The following is a 15,439-nucleotide window of genomic DNA, read 5'->3' on the forward strand; positions in this document are numbered from 1 at the left end:
GCCATGACCGGACCGCTGGACGACGTCGTCGTCGTCGACCTGTCCCGGGCCCTCGCCGGGCCGCACGCCACGATGATGCTCGGCGACCTGGGTGCGCGCGTCGTCAAGGTGGAGGTCCCCGAGCGGGGCGACGACACGCGCGGCTGGGGCCCGCCGTTCGTCGGGGAGGAGGGTGCGCGCGAGTCGACGTACTTCCTGTCCGCGAACCGCAACAAGGAGTCGATAGCGCTCGACCTCAAGGCGGATGAGGGCCGGGCCACCCTCCTCGCGCTCGTCGACCGCGCCGACGTGCTCGTGGAGAACTTCCGGCCGGGGGTGCTCGACCGGCTCGGGATCGGCGTCGACATGCTGCTCGAGCGCAACCCGCGCCTGGTGGTGCTCTCGATCACCGGGTTCGGGCACGACGGCCCGGAGGGGGGTCGTGCCGGGTACGACCAGATCGCCCAGGGCGAGGCGGGCCTGATGTCCCTGACCGGCTCCGGCCCGGACGACCCGCAGCGCGTCGGCGTCCCGATCGGCGACCTGCTCGCCGGGATCTACGGCGCGTACGGCGTGCTCGCGGCGCTGCACGAGCGGCACACCACCGGCGTCGGACAGGTGGTCCGGACGTCCCTGCTCGCGGCGGTCACGGGTGTGCACGCGTTCCAGGGCACGCGGTGGACCGTCGCAGGGGAGGTGGGGCACGCGCAGGGCAACCACCACCCTTCCATAGCGCCGTACGGCCTGTTCCGCTGCCGTGACGGCGCTGTCCAGATCGCAGTCGGGTCCGAGGTGCTGTGGCAGAAGTTCTGCCTGGCCTTCGGGCTCGACGCCTCCGCTGAGGGCATGCGGAGCAACCCCGAGCGGGTCGCCCGCCGCGACGAGGTGATCGAGCTGGTCGAGACGGTCTTCGCCGACCTCGACGCGGACCGGTTGCTGACCAGGCTCGCGGACGCGGGCATCCCGGCGGGCCGGGTGCGTACCCTCGACGAGGTGTACGCATGGGAGCAGACGGCGAGCCAGGGCCTGCTCGTCGACGTGGAGCACACGAGCCTCGGCACGGTGACGCTGCCCGGCCCGCCGCTGCGGTTCTTCGACCCCGACGGCGCCGAGGTGACCCGGCGTGACCACCAGGCGCCGCCGGTGCTCGACGAGCACGCCGCAGGGATCCGGGCCTGGCTGGACACGCCCCGGCCTGAGGGGCCCGGCACGGAGGCCGGCCGGTGACCCGCCGCTGGACGGCGCGCGAGCTGCTCGACCTGGTCCTCGACGCGGACAGCTTCGAGTCCTGGGACGAGCCGGTCGACACATCCGGGCACTCGGCGGAGTACCGCGCCGTCCTGGTGGCGGCCGCGGAGAAGGCGGGCACTGACGAGTCGGTGCTCACCGGTCGCGGCCGGGTCCGGGGGCGGCCAGTGGTGGTCGTCGTCAACGAGTTCCGGTTCCTCGGCGGGTCCATCGGCCGGGCGGCGGCGCAGCGGATCGCCGCCGCGATCCGGCGCGCGACGGCGGAGCGCCTGCCCCTCCTGGCGACGACGGCGTCGGGCGGCACCCGCATGCAGGAGGGCACCCCCGCGTTCCTCCGGATGGTCGAGATCTCCCGCGCCGTCATGGACCACCGCGACGCCGGATTGCCGTACCTCGTGTACCTGCGGCACCCCACGACCGGCGGCGTGTACGCCTCGTGGGGCTCGCTCGCGCACCTCACCGTGGCCGAGCCGGGGGCGCTCATCGGGTTCCTCGGGCCGCGGGTGGTCGAGGCACTGACGGGCGAGGCCCTGCCCGACGGCGTCCAGTCCGCCGAGAACCTAGCCGCCAAGGGCGTGCTCGACGGCGTCGTCGCGCCGGAGAACCTGCCCGCGCTCGTGGAGCGGACGCTCGCGGTGCTGGTCGACCCGCCGTCGGCGCCGTCCCTGCCCCGTCGGTCCGGTGCGGCCGTTGTGAATGCATCTGCATGGGATTCCGTGCTCCTGACCCGGGCCGAGGGCCGCGTGGGGGTGCGGGACCTGCTGCGCTACGGGGCCTCGGGGACCGTGCGGCTCTCCGGCACGGAGGAGGGCGAGCGCGACGAGTCGATGCTGGTGGCGCTGACCCGGCTGGACGGCCGGCCGTGTCTCGTCGTCGGGCAGGACCGGACCCGGCAGACCGAGAGCACCCCGATGGGCCCCGCCGCGCTGCGCGTGGCGCGGCGCGCGATGGGGCTGGCCGAGGAGCTGCGGCTGCCGCTGGTCGCGGTGATCGACACCCCGGGGGCCGAGCTCTCGCAAGCCGCCGAGGAGGGTGCGCTCGCCGGCGAGATCGCGCGCTGCATGGCGGCGCTCACCCGGATGACGGTGCCGACGCTGTCGGTGATCCTCGGCCAGGGCTGCGGCGGCGGGGCGCTCGCGCTGCTGCCCGCGCAGGTGGTGATCGCCGCGGAGCACGCCTGGCTGTCGCCGCTGCCGCCCGAGGGGGCGAGCGTCATCGTGCACGGGGACACTACGCACGCGGCGCAGATGGCGGAGGCCCAGCACATCCTGGCCGTCGACCTGCTCGCCGAGGGTGCGGTGCAGCGTGTGGTCCCGGAGTACGACGGCGACACAGCGCGGGACGTGGCCGTGGCTGTCGCGGCGGAGTGCGCGGCGGTGCTACGGGAGATGGACTCAGGCCGGCTGCTCACGGGCCGCGCCGAGCTGTAGGCCGGCGCGATCGCCGCCGGACGACCCTACGAAGTGGGGGTCGGTTGCGCTGCGTAGACATCGTCTACGCGGGGTAACACGACCTCAGGTGGGGGTTGTGCCGGCGAGGAGCGCGCGGCCGAGCGCCGTCGTCTCGTAGAGGACACGGCGGCCGTGGCGCCGGCCCCTGACCAGCCCGTTGGCGCGCAGGACCCCCAGATGCTGGGCGACGGCGCTCGGCGTCGTACCGAGCTCACGGGCGAGATCCGTGGTCGTGGCGGGGGAGAGCAGCGCCCGGAGCAGGCCCGCCTTGCTGCGGCCGAGGAGCCGGGCGGTGTCGCGCGGGACAGGTGACCGGTCGAGCGACAGGGCGAGGCGGCCAACGCCCCGGCACGGGTAGCGCACGGTGGTCTGGGTTGTGGTGTTGCGCTTGACGATCACCCGGTCCGGGCCCAGCGTGACGGGGAGCAGCACCAGTCCTCCGCGCGCCGCGGCGGCACTGCCGCCGCGCTGATCCGTCAGGACGGTCAGTCGCCCGTCCGACCAGACAAGGTCGGAGTGCAGGTCCTCGAACAGCCGGACGGCGCCGCCGGAAGCGAGCTGGGTGGCCCGGTGCGCGATATCGGTCTCCAGCAGTGCGCGGATCCGCGGCCAGTGCGGGCGCACGAGGTGGTCGTGGGCATCGCGGAGCTCGGCCGCGATCATGGCGAGCTGCTCCTCCGGTGCCTCGGCCAGCTCTCGCGCCGCCGGCGGGAGGTCGTCTCCGAAGACCCGATTCAGGCTCTCGCCCACCTCCCGCGGTGTGGTCCGCTGCATCGCCGCCAGGTCGTCCTCGATGCTGGTGTTCGTTGTCGCGGGTGCCGGGAGAAGGAACTGGGGCCAGGCAAGCCGGTCGGTGACCAGCAGCGGCCACGCCGTCGCGAGGCGCAACGGCTGTACCGCCAGCCGTTCACGAGCCCACTCGACCCACCACCGGGTACGCGGGTCCGCGCCGGACCTCGCGAGCTGCTGCAGTCCGGAGATCGTCTCGGCGAGCGGCGAGATCGCGAATCGGGTGCCCGCGAGGTCGGCTGCGCTGATGTTGATACTGAGGGACACAGGCCGATTATGTAGCGCAGCGCTCAATCATGGCCGGCCGTCCGGCGGTGCCCGCAGGCTCCCGACATGACATCCGAGGACAGGCTGCCCGCCCGGTACTGGCGGCTGTGGTGGGCCGGGGCCATCGACAACGTTGGCAACGGCGCGTTCGTCACGGTCGTGCCGCTGCTCGCCGTCACGCTCACCCCAGATCCGCGGCTGATCTCGATGGTCGCCGCGGCGAGCTTCGTGCCCTGGCTGCTGTTCTCGCTCCCGGTCGGTGCGCTCGTTGACCGGCACAGCCGGATCGCCCTGATGCGCGGCGCGCAGCTGTTCCAGGCGGTGATCGTCGCAGGGATGGTGGTCCTGGTCGCGGCCGGCGCGATGAAGATCGGGTACCTGACCGCCGGGGCCTTTGCGATCGGCGTCGGACAGGTCGTCTTCGGCATCGCGAGCCAGTCCGTCCTGCCGGAGATCGTCGACACCCGGTTGCTGGGACTCGCCAACGCCCGCCAGTACCTGGCGACGACCATCGGGCAGGGCTTCCTGGGCCCGCCAGTGGGGAGTCTCCTGTTCGGTCTGGCGGTCGCGCTGCCGTTCGGCCTCGACGTGACGACCCTCGTCGTATCCGCGCTGCTGCTGACGACGCTGCGCAGCACGTCCCGGCCACGGCTAGGCGAGACCGGAGCGCCGCAACGTCACGCGATCGTCGAGGGTCTGCGCTGGCTCGTCCGGCACCGATTGCTCCGGACCCTGGCCCTGCTGCTCGGCATCAACACGTTCTGCTTCCAGCTCGGCAGCGTCACGCTCGTGCTCCTGGCCACCCGCGAGCTCGGTGTCACCCCGGCCAGGTACGGGCTACTCCTTGCGGTAGCCGCCGTCGGCAGTGTTCTCGGCGGGCTACTCACCGCGCGGCTCACCCGAGCGCTCGGGCAGATCCCCGTGCTCGTCGTTGCGCTGGCGATCAACGCCGTCGCCTTTGTTCTGCTGGGACTCAGCCCGAACGCCTGGGCTCTCGCCGCCCTGCTCGCCCTCAGCGGTCTCGTCACCGCGATGTGGAACGTTGTCACGGTCACCCTGCGGCAAGAGCTGGTCCCGCTTGACCTGCTCGGCCGGGTCAACAGCGTGTACCGCCTGCTCGGCTGGGGGCTCATCCCGCTCGGTGCGCTCGCCGGAGGCCTCATCGCCTATGAGATGGACGTCCGGGCCGCCTATCCGATCGCAGGGACGCTCCGGATGGTCGCCCTCGCGAGCAGCCTGCCGCTCCTGATTCAGGCCCACCGCCAGGGGCCACAGTCGGCTGTTGACTGATAGACCACCTGCTCGCCGAGGGTGCGATCCAGCGGGTGGTTTTAGAGCGCGAGGGGGACATGGCGTGGGATGTGTTCGTGGCGGTCGCGGTGGAGTGCGTGACGGGTACGGGCGGATCGTCAACGCCACCAGCAGCACGTCCATCACAGGCCGGATTGCTGCGGGAAGCGGCGCCTGGGCTTGTGGACACCCGTCTTGCCTACGGCAAGACCGACCGGCCGCCCGCGGACGCCGCCGGCGACTTTGTCCACCTGGCGACGCTCCCCGACGGAGGCCCGACTGGTCGGCTGTTTCACGACGGCCAGGAGATCGACTGGTAGTGGCCGCCCGCAGCCTCTAGTGCCGCTGCTTCTCCAGGGCCTTGCGGATCTGCTGGACGAGGGCGAAGACGAGGAGCGCGGCGAAGGCGATCGACGCGACGTCGTCGGGCATGACTACCGACAGGCTCGCGCCGCCGAACGAGAAGCCCGACGCCACGAGGCCGATGAGCGCGGCCATCTTCAGGTGGACCAGCCGGTTACGAGCGTTGACCCAGGTTCCCGAGATGGCGGTCGGGATCATCGCGACCAGTGACGTGCCCTTGGCCAGCGCGGGTGCGAAGTCGAACAGCGCGGACAGGCCGGGGACGGCGAGCTGGCCGCCGCCGATACCGAGCAGGCCGGACGCGACACCCATGACGAGGCCGAGGCCGATCATCCCCGCGCCGTCGAGCACGCTGGGCAGCCCCTCGGCGGTGTCGACGGACGGCGGCTCCCCGAACGCGTCCATCACGGACCGCACGATCCCCGCGACCAGCACGCCGACGAAGAGCCAGCGCAGCAGGGTCTCCGGGACGCGGGCGAGCAGCCGCGCCCCGACGACGGCGCCGATCACCGCGCCCACGACGAGCAGCCCGGCGGCGATCAGGTCGACGGCGTCGTGGGTCAGGTACGGGATCGACCCGACGATCGCCGCCGGCAGGATCGCCGCGAGCGAGTATGCGCTGGCCCGGCGCTGCGTGAGGCCACCGAGCGACGTCAGGAGCGGCACCATGACGATTCCGCCGCCCAGACCGAACAGCCCGGAGAAGGTGCCGCCGACGACCCCGACGAGGACGGCGCGAGGAGGTGTCAGGGACTCGTCAGTCTGTTCGGTCACCCCGCGATGATCTCAGGTGTGTCGCGATGGTCCGTGCGCAGTCCATCGACCCGGTGTGCGTGGTGTCGACCTCGAGGTCGTAGGTGACCCCGTCGTGGACGACGTCTGCCTGCTTGGCGGCCATGCCCGCGACGCGGTCGCCGCGGGCGGCCTCGCGCGCCTCCGCGACCGGCGCGTCGCAGCGCACGCCCACCCACAGCGTCGGGACGTCGCCCAGGGCGTCGAGCCAGCGCCGCTGGGACGCGGCGCCCCCGAGGAACACGTCGTCGACGACGATGTGCGCGCCGGCGCGCGCCATGGCGACCAGGCCGGCGATCCAGGCGTCCTGCAGTGCCATGAACTCCTGCCCGACGTCGACGCCGCCGTCGTCCGCGAAGCCGATCCCGTCCCCGCCGGTGGTCAGCCGGGCGGGCATCGCGTCGACGAGGGTGTCGATGCTGAGGGACAACCAGGCGTCGGGCAGGACCGCCTGCAGGTTGCGCGCGATGCCGGACTTCCCGGAGCTCGAACCGCCGTTGAGGACGATGACCTGGATGTTCATGTGGCAACGGTACGAGTGTGGGTGGCGCACGCTACAGTGAATTCCAGGGTTGAGCGGAGTAGACTCAACTTTGAGAGCGGCCCTGCCGCGCAGACTTCAGCACCATCCTGGGAGGCCTCATGGACACCAAGTTCACGACCATGTCGCAGCAGGCGATCGGCGACGCGATCCAGTCGGCGTCGGCTGCCGGCAACCCGCAGCTCGAGCCGGTCCACCTGCTGGCGTCGCTGCTCCAGCAGGAGCGCGGCGTGGCCGTCGGCCTGCTCGATGCGGTCGGGGCCAACGCGCAGACCATCGGCCAGCGCGTGCGCGCGGCTCTGGTCGCGCTGCCCCAGGCCAGCGGCGCGAGCACCGCCCAGCCGAGCGCCAGCCGGGCCATGGCCACGGTCCTCGACCTGGCGTCCAAGGAAGCACAGGGGCTGGGCGACGAGTACGTCTCCACCGAGCACCTGCTGATCGCCGTCGCGGCCGGGCAGTCTCCCGCGGCCCAGATCCTGTCCGACGCCGGAGCCACCGCCGACGCCCTGCGCGCCGCGCTGCCCGCCGTCCGTGGGGCCGGCAGGGTCACGAGCCCCAACCCGGAGGGCACGTACAAAGCGCTGGAGCAGTACGGCACCGACCTGACGCAGCGCGCCCGCGACGGAAAGCTCGACCCGGTCATCGGCCGTGACTCGGAGATCCGCCGCGTGATCCAGGTGCTGAGCCGGCGCACCAAGAACAACCCGGTGCTCATCGGCGAGCCGGGTGTCGGCAAGACCGCGGTCGTCGAAGGGCTGGCACAGCGGGTCGTGGCGGGCGACGTGCCCGAGTCCCTCAAGGGCAAGCGCCTCGTGGCGCTGGACCTGGCCTCGATGGTGGCCGGGGCGAAGTACCGCGGTGAGTTCGAGGAGCGCCTCAAGGCGGTCCTGGAGGAGATCACGGCGTCGGACGGCGAGGTGGTCACCTTCATCGACGAGCTGCACACCGTGGTCGGCGCGGGTGCCGGGGGCGAGGGTGCCATGGACGCGGGCAACATGCTCAAGCCCATGCTCGCGCGCGGTGAGCTGCGCATGGTGGGCGCCACCACGCTCGACGAGTACCGCGAGCACATCGAGAAGGACCCCGCGCTGGAGCGCCGGTTCCAGCAGGTCTTCGTGGGCGAGCCGTCGGTCGAGGACACGGTGGCGATCCTGCGCGGGCTCAAGGAGCGCTACGAGGCGCACCACAAGGTGACGATCGCGGACTCCGCCCTCGTGGCCGCCGCGTCGCTCTCCGACCGCTACATCTCCGGGCGGCAGCTGCCCGACAAGGCGATCGACCTCGTCGACGAGGCCGCGTCGCGGCTGCGCATGGAGCTCGACTCCTCCCCGGTGGAGGTCGACGAGCTGCAGCGTGCGGTCACACGCCTCGAGATGGAGGAGGTGGTGCTCTCCGAGTCGGAGGACGCCGGCTCCAAGGAGCGTCTGCAGCGTCTCCGCGCCGACCTGGCGGACCGTCGCGAGGCCCTCGCGGCGCTCACCGCGCGCTGGGAGTCCGAGAAGGCGGGCCACAACCGCGTCGGTGACCTGCGTGCCCGCCTCGACGAGCTGCGCACCGACGCCGAGCGCAAGCTCCGCGAGGGTGACCTGGAGGGCGCGGCACGCATCCAGTACGGCGAGATCCCCGTGGTCGAGCGGGAGCTCGTGGCGGCAGAGGAGGCGGAGGCGACGAGCCAGGTCTCGGCAGGCTCGACCGCCGACCCGTCGCTGGCCCCCGTCGAGGCCCCGATGATCGCCGACAAGGTGGGCGCCGACGAGATCGCCGAGGTGGTCGCGGCGTGGACCGGCATCCCCGCCGGGCGGCTGCTGCAGGGCGAGTCCGAGAAGCTCCTGCACATGGAGGACGTCCTCGGGCAGCGCCTCATCGGCCAGAAAACTGCCGTGGCCGCGGTGTCCGACGCGGTGCGCCGGACGAGGGCCGGCGTCTCCGACCCCGACCGGCCCACCGGTTCCTTCCTGTTCCTCGGCCCCACGGGTGTCGGCAAGACCGAGCTCGCCAAGGCGTTGGCCGACTTCCTGTTCGACGACGAGCGCGCGATGGTGCGTATCGACATGTCCGAGTACGGCGAGAAGCACTCCGTGGCCCGGCTCGTCGGCGCGCCCCCGGGCTACGTCGGGTACGAGGAGGGCGGTCAGCTCACCGAGGCGGTCCGGCGGCGGCCCTATTCGGTGGTGCTGCTGGACGAGGTGGAGAAGGCGCACCCGGAAGTCTTCGACGTCCTGCTTCAGGTGCTCGACGACGGCCGGCTCACGGACGGCCAGGGTCGTACCGTCGACTTCCGCAACACGATCCTGGTGCTGACCTCGAACCTCGGCTCGCAGTTCCTCGTGGAACCGATGCTGTCGGACGAGGAACGGCGCGAGTCCGTGATGACTGCCGTGCGGGCCGCGTTCAAGCCGGAGTTCCTCAACCGTCTGGACGACGTGGTCGTCTTCGACGCACTGACGCTGGCCGAGCTCGGCAGCATCGTTGAGCTGCAGGTAGGGGCCTTCGCGAAGCGGCTGGAGGACCGCCGCATCACCCTCGACGTGACGGAGGCGGCACGCGAGTGGCTCGCGCTGGAGGGGTTCGACCCGGCGTACGGCGCCCGGCCGTTGCGCCGCCTCGTGCAGCGGGAGATCGGCGACCGTCTGGCACGGCTGCTGCTCGCGGGCGAGGTGTCCGACGGGGACACCGTGGTCGTGGACCGCGCGGACGGTGAGGGCCTGGCTCTCGAGCGCAGGGTGCTGACCGCCTGACGAGCACGCCGCTCGCCACCCGACCAAGACGTCGAGCTGACCGCCTCACGAGGACCAACAGGCCCTGTATACGCCGATCGGCGTACATCGGACTACGACTATCTGTCGATGTGCGGGGAGGACCCGCCTGCCATCCTGGTGCCGGGAGGAGCGGTCGCACGATCCTGGGGCAGGCGGGGTGAGCGGTGTCTGAGCAGCACCATGTGTGTTGGTGTTGTGAAGGTGAGTGTCTGCTCGCCCAGAACTCGGATGCTCGGACGTCCCTCTCTGCGCGGGGGTGAAAGCCGTGTGCGGGATGCCACACATACTCCCGCACGGTCAGGGCGCGCGGGGGCGAGTCGGCGGGGGCCACGGGAGAGGGCAGACGGTCAGGGAGGCCTGGTGCTGCGGTTCCATTTCACTTCGGATGATCTTGCCCGGGTTCGGATCGCTCCGGGCCCGGACCCTATGTGGGAGGTGCTGCTCAGCGCACATGTGGTGAATCAGCCTTCGGGCCCGGTGCTGTTCGGGCGCTGGCGGCAGCGAGCGCTCTCCGGCTTGCCGCCGGCAGCTCGCATGCTGTTACGGCTGGCTCCGCCGCGGGGCTACTCGCCGGACTTCCTCACGCCGGTCACTGGCTCCGAGACCTTCGAGACCGGGCTGGACGCGATGCTGTCCACCCCCAAGGCCCGGCTTCGCAAGGACATCGAGATGCTGGCGGGCGCGCACAGGCCGCACCTCTGGATGCGTGATCTCGCCGCAGGCTCCGCACCCGCCGTGCGCGGGCTCGGCGTCGCCGTGCGCTCCTACTACGAGCACGCGGTGGGGCCGTACTGGAGCGGGATCCGGGCCGCCGTGGACGTCGACCGCGCGGCGCGCACCCGTGCCTGGGTGGAGGGCGGGACCGAGAACGCGTTGCGGACGCTGCACCCGTCGGTGCGTTGGGAGCATCCGGTCCTGTCGGTGTCGACGGCTGCCGAGCGGGACATCCATCTGGCGGGTCGTGGTCTGTTGATCATCCCGTCCTACTTCTGCGTCCGTGCCCCGATCACGCTTGCGGATGCTGACCTGCCGCCGGTGCTGCTCTACCCGATCGTGCACGAGCCTGCCGGGCTGGACCGCAGCTTCGAGGTCCGGTCCGACAGCGGACGGCAGCTCACCGCGCTTCTCGGCCGGACCCGGGCGGCGGTGCTGCGAGTGCTCGGCACCGGGGCGACGACCAGCGAGATCGCGAATCGTCTGGCGATCTCCCCGGCGTCGGCGTCGGAGCATGCGACGGTGCTGCGCAACGCCGGCCTGATCGCCAGCGGGCGCGAGCGCAACACCGTGATCCACGCGCTGACCCCGCTGGGCCAGACCCTGCTCGACGGCTGCACCGGACAGGGCCCGGCGGCGATACAGCCCGCTACTGCAGGAGATCCTGTGTGATCGGCTCGGCGGTGGTCGCGAGGCACAGGCCGACCCGGTCGCCGTCGCTCCACGACTCCTCGCTGGGGCCCCAGACCACGTAGCTCACGGAGTTGGCGAGCTGGCTGGTACGGGCGATCGGACCGAGCTGCTTGGTGCCGCACACCAGGGCCACGCGCTTGTCCACCTCGTCACGGCCCGGCCAGACGGCGGCGTCGGCGAAGTCGGTGCGGCCCACGACCTGCGCGGTGTGCGAGGCGTCGCAGGGAACGGCGAGCACCTCGGAGACCTCGCCGTCCTCGGGGACGGTCTCCACGCACGAACCGAGCACGAGCTGCAGCGGATGTACCTCGCGCGGCTCCGCGATCATCGCTTCGATCGGCTCCCACTGCTGCTTGCTGACCATGTTCACGACGAGGACGATCACCACCACCAGGGCGACCACTGCGACGGCGGCACCGCCGATCATCGCGAACCGGCGTCGCTTGGCAGCGTCATCAGCCGCGGTCGGCGGGCGCCAGCCGGCATAGGAGGCCTCGGGCGCATAGCCGTGCACGGCGGGGAACGGGTGCGCGGAACCGCCACGCGGGGAGGGGAACGGCGACGGCGGCTGCTGCGGGCCGGCGCCCTGGTCCTGGCGCGGCGCGCCGGGCTGATGCTGCGGCGGGGCCGCGGGCGTCGGGAACGGGCTCGGCGGCGCGACGGCCGGCGGGATACGCGTGGCGGGCGGTGCGAAGAGCTCCTCGGTGGGAGCGTCGTCCGCGGCGGCGGGCCACTCCTCTGCGGGTGTCTCCGTCTCGCGCGGGACCTCGTTCGGGTCCACGTCCGGCGCGTCCGCGGTGGTCTGCTCCGCGGCCTTCTGCTCCTCGGGCGCCCCGGCCTCCCCGGCGACGGTGCGCGGTCCGAGCTCCTTCTTGTGCGCAGCGGCGATCGCGGCGAAGGAGAGCGCCTTGAAGTCGAAGGTCTCGTCGACGGCCGGTGCCGCCACACTGTCGGACGACGTCGCGGGCTCGGCCTTGTCCGTACCGGCGGCCTTCGACGTGGCCGGCTTGCTGTCGGCAGCGGTGGGCGAACCAGATGCGGTGGGCGAGGCGGGTGTGCTGGCCGCGTCGGGCGCCTCCACCGAGGCAGGCGCATCTGTCGAGTCGTCCGAGGCAGCGGCATCGCCGGAGAGGCCGCTGTCGACGCCCGCGTCGGCAGCGACGCTGGTGCCGACGGCGGCGTCAGCGGCGCTGCCGGCCTCAGCACGGGCCGGCTCCTCAGCCTGCGCTGTGGTTGCAGGGTCGGTGTTCTTGTTGGTGGGCGTGGGCGCCTGCGCCTGCTCGACGGGGGAGGCGGGGGGAGCCGCCGGCACCCGCTTCGGCAGTGCGGCGGCGGGCACGACGCTGATCTCCTCGGTGGGGGCTGTCAGCTTCGAACCGGCACCCGCCGCAGGCTTACGGGCAGGTCGCGGAGCGGGCTTGACGTCCGCGACGGGCTCCTCCTGTGCGGCAGGCTCCGCGTCCGCCGCGTCTCCGAGGGGCTCAACGCTCTCGCTGGGCTCAGCGACCGCTACGGGCTCACGATCCGCGAGCTTCGCCGTGGGCTCAGTAGCGGGCGCGACAGGCGCGACGTCCGCTGCCGACTCGACCTCCGCGACAGGATCCGCCTTCGCGGCCGGCTGGGCGACGGCGTCCGATGCGCTCTCCGCATCAGCCGGAGGCTCCGCGGCGGGCGCAGCGACCGCCGTCGGCCCGTCGGTGGACTCCTCCGCGGTCCCGGCCTTCGCCGAGCCGGCCCCCGCACGCTCAGCTTCCCCGGACAAGGCAGCACCGGACTCAGCCACCGCTACCGCGCCCTGGGCCCCGTCGCCCTGGGGCTCGCCGTTCGTGGCCTGCGCACCAGCGGCGTCGGACCCGTCGTCCGCCTGCCCGGGCGCGGCGTCGTCGTCCTCGGAAGGGCTGTCGACGGCCGCGCTGTCGGTCGCGGGATCCCGCTCCGCCTCGTCCGCGGACGCCGTCTCGACAGGATCCGTGGCAGGGACCTTGGCGACTTCGGTGGCGGCCGGGAACTGGTCGGGCGTCGACGTCATGCGGTTAACTTACCGACATTCGGCAACGACCTTGTCACCAGGAGGATCCCCGCTGGGGGTGCACCCTGTTTGTGGACAGTTTCACCCGCTGATTTCCCCATCGCCGGTGGAACCTCGGCGCCTCCTGCGCCGTGGGCGCGAGCGTCAGTCGGCCAGGTCGACGATCACGGGGACGTGGTCGGAGGCGCCCTTGCCCTTGCGCTCGTCCCGGTCGATGACGGCACCCGATGCGCGGCCGGCGAGGGCGGGCGACGCCCAGCAGAAATCGATCCGCAGCCCCTTGTTCCGCGGGAACGCGAGCTGCTGATAGTCCCAGTAGGTGTACGCGTGCTCCTCGGGGATGAACTGCCGCGTCAGCTCCGTGTACCCGGCCTTGCCGAAGGCCTCGAACGCCGCCCGCTCGGGCGGCGACACGTGGGTCTTCCCGGCGAAGTCAGCCGGGTTGTACACGTCGGTGTCGAGCGGGATCACGTTCCAGTCGCCCAGGAGCGCGACGGCGTCCCCGGCGTCCGCCCAGGTCTGCGCCGAGGTGCGCAGCGCTTCCAGCCACGCCAGCTTGTAGGCGTAGTGGGGGTCGCCGAGCGCGCGGCCGTGGGGCACGTACAGGCTCCAGACGCGGACGCCGCCGCAGGTCGCACCGATCGCTCGCGCCTCGAGCGGCGGGACGACGTCGAGCAGCGGGTCCTGGCCGTCCTCGATGGTCGCCTTGGCGAAGCCCGGCTGACCGGGGAACTGGGTGGCGACGTCGGTCAGGCCGACCCGCGACACGATCGCGACACCGTTCCACTGCGACAGCCCGAAGTGCGCCACCTCGTAGCCGGCGGCCTCGAACGCCGCGGTCGGGAACTGGTCGTCCCGGCACTTGGTCTCCTGGACGGCCAGGACGTCGGCCTGGGACCGGTCGAGGAAGGCGAGCACGCGGTCGACGCGCGTGCGGATGGAGTTGACGTTCCAGGTGACGAGGCGCACGGTCCCACCCTATGTTCACCCGACTACGCTGGTGATGTGCAGATCCTCACCAGGCGCCGCGCCGTCGGCGTCGTCGTCGCCCTCACCACCGCGGCCCTGGTCGCGGCCTGCTCGGCCGGCTCCGGCGAGGGCACCGGAGGAGCGCGCACGGACGTCGTCGTCGGCCTGACCGGGGAACCCACCAACCTCGACTTCACCACGACGTCGGGCTCGGCGATCCCGCAGCTGCTGATGAACAACGTGTACGAGGGCCTGGTGACCATCGACCAGGAGGGCGAGGTGCAGCCGCAGCTGGCCGAGTCGTGGGAGGTCAACGGGGACCGCACCGTCTACACGTTCACGCTGCACGAGGGCGTGACGTTCTCGGACGGCTCGCCCTTCACCGCGGACGACGTCGTCTCCTCGATCGAGCGGGTGCAGGACGACTGGACGCTGAGCCTCAGGTCCAAGATGGACGTCGTGCGGAAGGCGGAGGCGACGAGCGACACCGAGGTCGCCGTCACCCTGCGGCACCCGAGCAACTCCTGGCTGTTCGACATGGGCACGTCGGTGGGCGCCATGTTCCCCGACGACCTGTCCGCGGACCTGGCGACCGAGGCGGTCGGCACCGGCCCCTACACGGTCGAGGACGTCGCCACCGGCGACCGGATCACGCTCGCCGCCCGCGACGACTACTGGGGCGAGGCGCCGGCGATCCAGGACGTCACCGTCCGCTACTTCGCCGACGCGAACGCCCAGGCCAACGCCGTCCGCGCCGGTGACATCGACCTGGCGTACAACCTGCAGGCCCCCGACCTGCTGGCCGGCCTCGAGCGGGACGAGGACCTGCAGGTCCTCGACGGCACGTCGACGGGCGAGGTCCTGCTCGCGCTGAACAACACCGAACCGCCCTTCGACGACCTGCTGGTGCGCCGCGCGGTCATGCACGCGATCGACCGCAAGGCGGTGCTCGACACCGCGTGGGCGGGGCACGGCGAGCTCATCGGCTCGATGGTGCCGCCCACCGACCCGTACTACCAGGACCTGACGGACGCCTACCCGTACGACCCGGAGCGCGCCAAGGAGCTGCTGGCGGAAGCCGGCGCCGAGGACCTGAGCATCACGTTCGACGTCCCGACCCGTCCCTACGCCGAGGCGGTCGCCCAGGTCGTGGTGTCACAGCTCAAGGACGTCGGCATCGACGCGAAGATCGTCCCCGCGGAGTTCCCGGCGGTCTGGCTGGACAAGGTGTTCACCGAGCACGACTACCAGATGTCCGTGATCCTCCACACCGAGGCCCGGGACATGCTGACGATCTTCGGCGACCCGGACTACTACATCGGCTACGACAACCCGCGGGTCGCCCAGGTCGCGGAGGAGGCCGACCGCAGCAGCCCGGACCAGTACGTCGCGGGTATGCAGGAGGTCGCCCGGATGATCGTCGACGACGCCGCGAGCGACCCGCTGTTCCTCTTCCCCAACACCGTGGTGGCCGACGCCGGACTGGCGGGCATCGCCGCCAACGCGACCACCGAGTCGATGGACCTGACCGGCCTGCGCTGGTCCGACAGCTGAC

At 72.0% G+C, this 15,439-nt stretch carries 11 protein-coding genes; 6 read left to right on the plus strand and 5 right to left on the minus strand.

Annotated features, from left to right (window positions below; genetic code table 11):
* Window positions 1-3 precede the first annotated feature (3 nt).
* A complete protein-coding gene (locus tag AB0I32_RS05535; protein WP_357503705.1) occupies window positions 4-1,206 on the plus strand; it encodes a CoA transferase in 1,203 nt (400 codons plus the stop codon).
* Window positions 1,203-2,657 carry a carboxyl transferase domain-containing protein gene (locus tag AB0I32_RS05540; RefSeq protein ID WP_357503707.1) on the plus strand — a complete coding sequence of 485 codons (1,455 nt, stop codon included), beginning with the start codon at window positions 1,203-1,205 and terminating at the stop codon, window positions 2,655-2,657. The genes AB0I32_RS05535 and AB0I32_RS05540 overlap by 4 nt, the downstream gene beginning before the upstream one ends.
* A gap of 84 nt (window positions 2,658-2,741) precedes the next feature.
* On the opposite strand, the gene AB0I32_RS05545 is transcribed toward AB0I32_RS05540, so the two are convergent.
* Window positions 2,742-3,734, minus strand: a complete 993-nt coding sequence (locus AB0I32_RS05545; RefSeq protein WP_357503709.1) for a helix-turn-helix domain-containing protein — start codon at window positions 3,732-3,734, stop codon at window positions 2,742-2,744.
* A gap of 66 nt (window positions 3,735-3,800) precedes the next feature.
* Between AB0I32_RS05545 and AB0I32_RS05550 the strand changes: the two genes are divergently transcribed.
* Entirely contained in the window at window positions 3,801-5,024 is a 1,224-nt protein-coding gene (locus AB0I32_RS05550) for an MFS transporter (protein ID WP_357503711.1), read from the plus strand.
* A 336-nt stretch (window positions 5,025-5,360) separates the two neighbouring features.
* On the opposite strand, the gene AB0I32_RS05555 is transcribed toward AB0I32_RS05550, so the two are convergent.
* Both AB0I32_RS05555 and cpt read right to left on the minus strand, forming a co-directional pair.
* Window positions 5,361-6,161, minus strand: a complete 801-nt coding sequence (locus AB0I32_RS05555) for a sulfite exporter TauE/SafE family protein (protein WP_357503713.1) — start codon at window positions 6,159-6,161, stop codon at window positions 5,361-5,363.
* The gene (cpt, locus tag AB0I32_RS05560) at window positions 6,145-6,702 is read right to left on the minus strand and encodes a chloramphenicol phosphotransferase CPT (RefSeq protein WP_357503715.1); all 558 of its coding nucleotides are present in this window, start codon (window positions 6,700-6,702) and stop codon (window positions 6,145-6,147) included. Before cpt ends, AB0I32_RS05555 begins: the two co-directional genes overlap by 17 nt.
* Window positions 6,703-6,821: 119 nt before the next feature.
* On the opposite strand from cpt, the gene clpB reads away from it, so the two are divergent.
* The gene (gene clpB, locus AB0I32_RS05565; protein WP_357503718.1) at window positions 6,822-9,458 is read left to right on the plus strand and encodes an ATP-dependent chaperone ClpB; all 2,637 of its coding nucleotides are present in this window, start codon (window positions 6,822-6,824) and stop codon (window positions 9,456-9,458) included.
* 555 nt (window positions 9,459-10,013) lie between these two features.
* Window positions 10,014-10,865 (plus strand): winged helix-turn-helix domain-containing protein, encoded by an 852-nt coding sequence (locus tag AB0I32_RS05570; RefSeq protein ID WP_357503720.1) that lies wholly within the window; start codon window positions 10,014-10,016, stop codon window positions 10,863-10,865.
* Here the strand turns inward: AB0I32_RS05570 and AB0I32_RS05575 are convergent.
* Together AB0I32_RS05575 and AB0I32_RS05580 are read right to left on the minus strand one after the other, a co-directional pair.
* Window positions 10,843-12,915 carry a septum formation family protein gene (locus AB0I32_RS05575; protein WP_357503722.1) on the minus strand — a complete coding sequence of 691 codons (2,073 nt, stop codon included), beginning with the start codon at window positions 12,913-12,915 and terminating at the stop codon, window positions 10,843-10,845. The two genes, AB0I32_RS05570 and AB0I32_RS05575, sit on opposite strands and share 23 nt — an antisense overlap.
* Before the next feature lie 144 nt (window positions 12,916-13,059).
* A complete protein-coding gene (locus AB0I32_RS05580; RefSeq protein ID WP_357503724.1) occupies window positions 13,060-13,884 on the minus strand; it encodes an exodeoxyribonuclease III in 825 nt (274 codons plus the stop codon).
* 36 nt (window positions 13,885-13,920) lie between these two features.
* Here AB0I32_RS05580 and AB0I32_RS05585 point away from each other — a divergent pair, with 36 nt between their 5' ends.
* Window positions 13,921-15,438, plus strand: a complete 1,518-nt coding sequence (locus tag AB0I32_RS05585; RefSeq protein ID WP_357503727.1) for an ABC transporter substrate-binding protein — start codon at window positions 13,921-13,923, stop codon at window positions 15,436-15,438.
* Window position 15,439 lies beyond the last annotated feature (1 nt).

The sequence above is a fragment of the Promicromonospora sp. NPDC050249 genome (assembly GCF_040656015.1).
GTDB lineage: Bacteria > Actinomycetota > Actinomycetes > Actinomycetales > Cellulomonadaceae > Promicromonospora.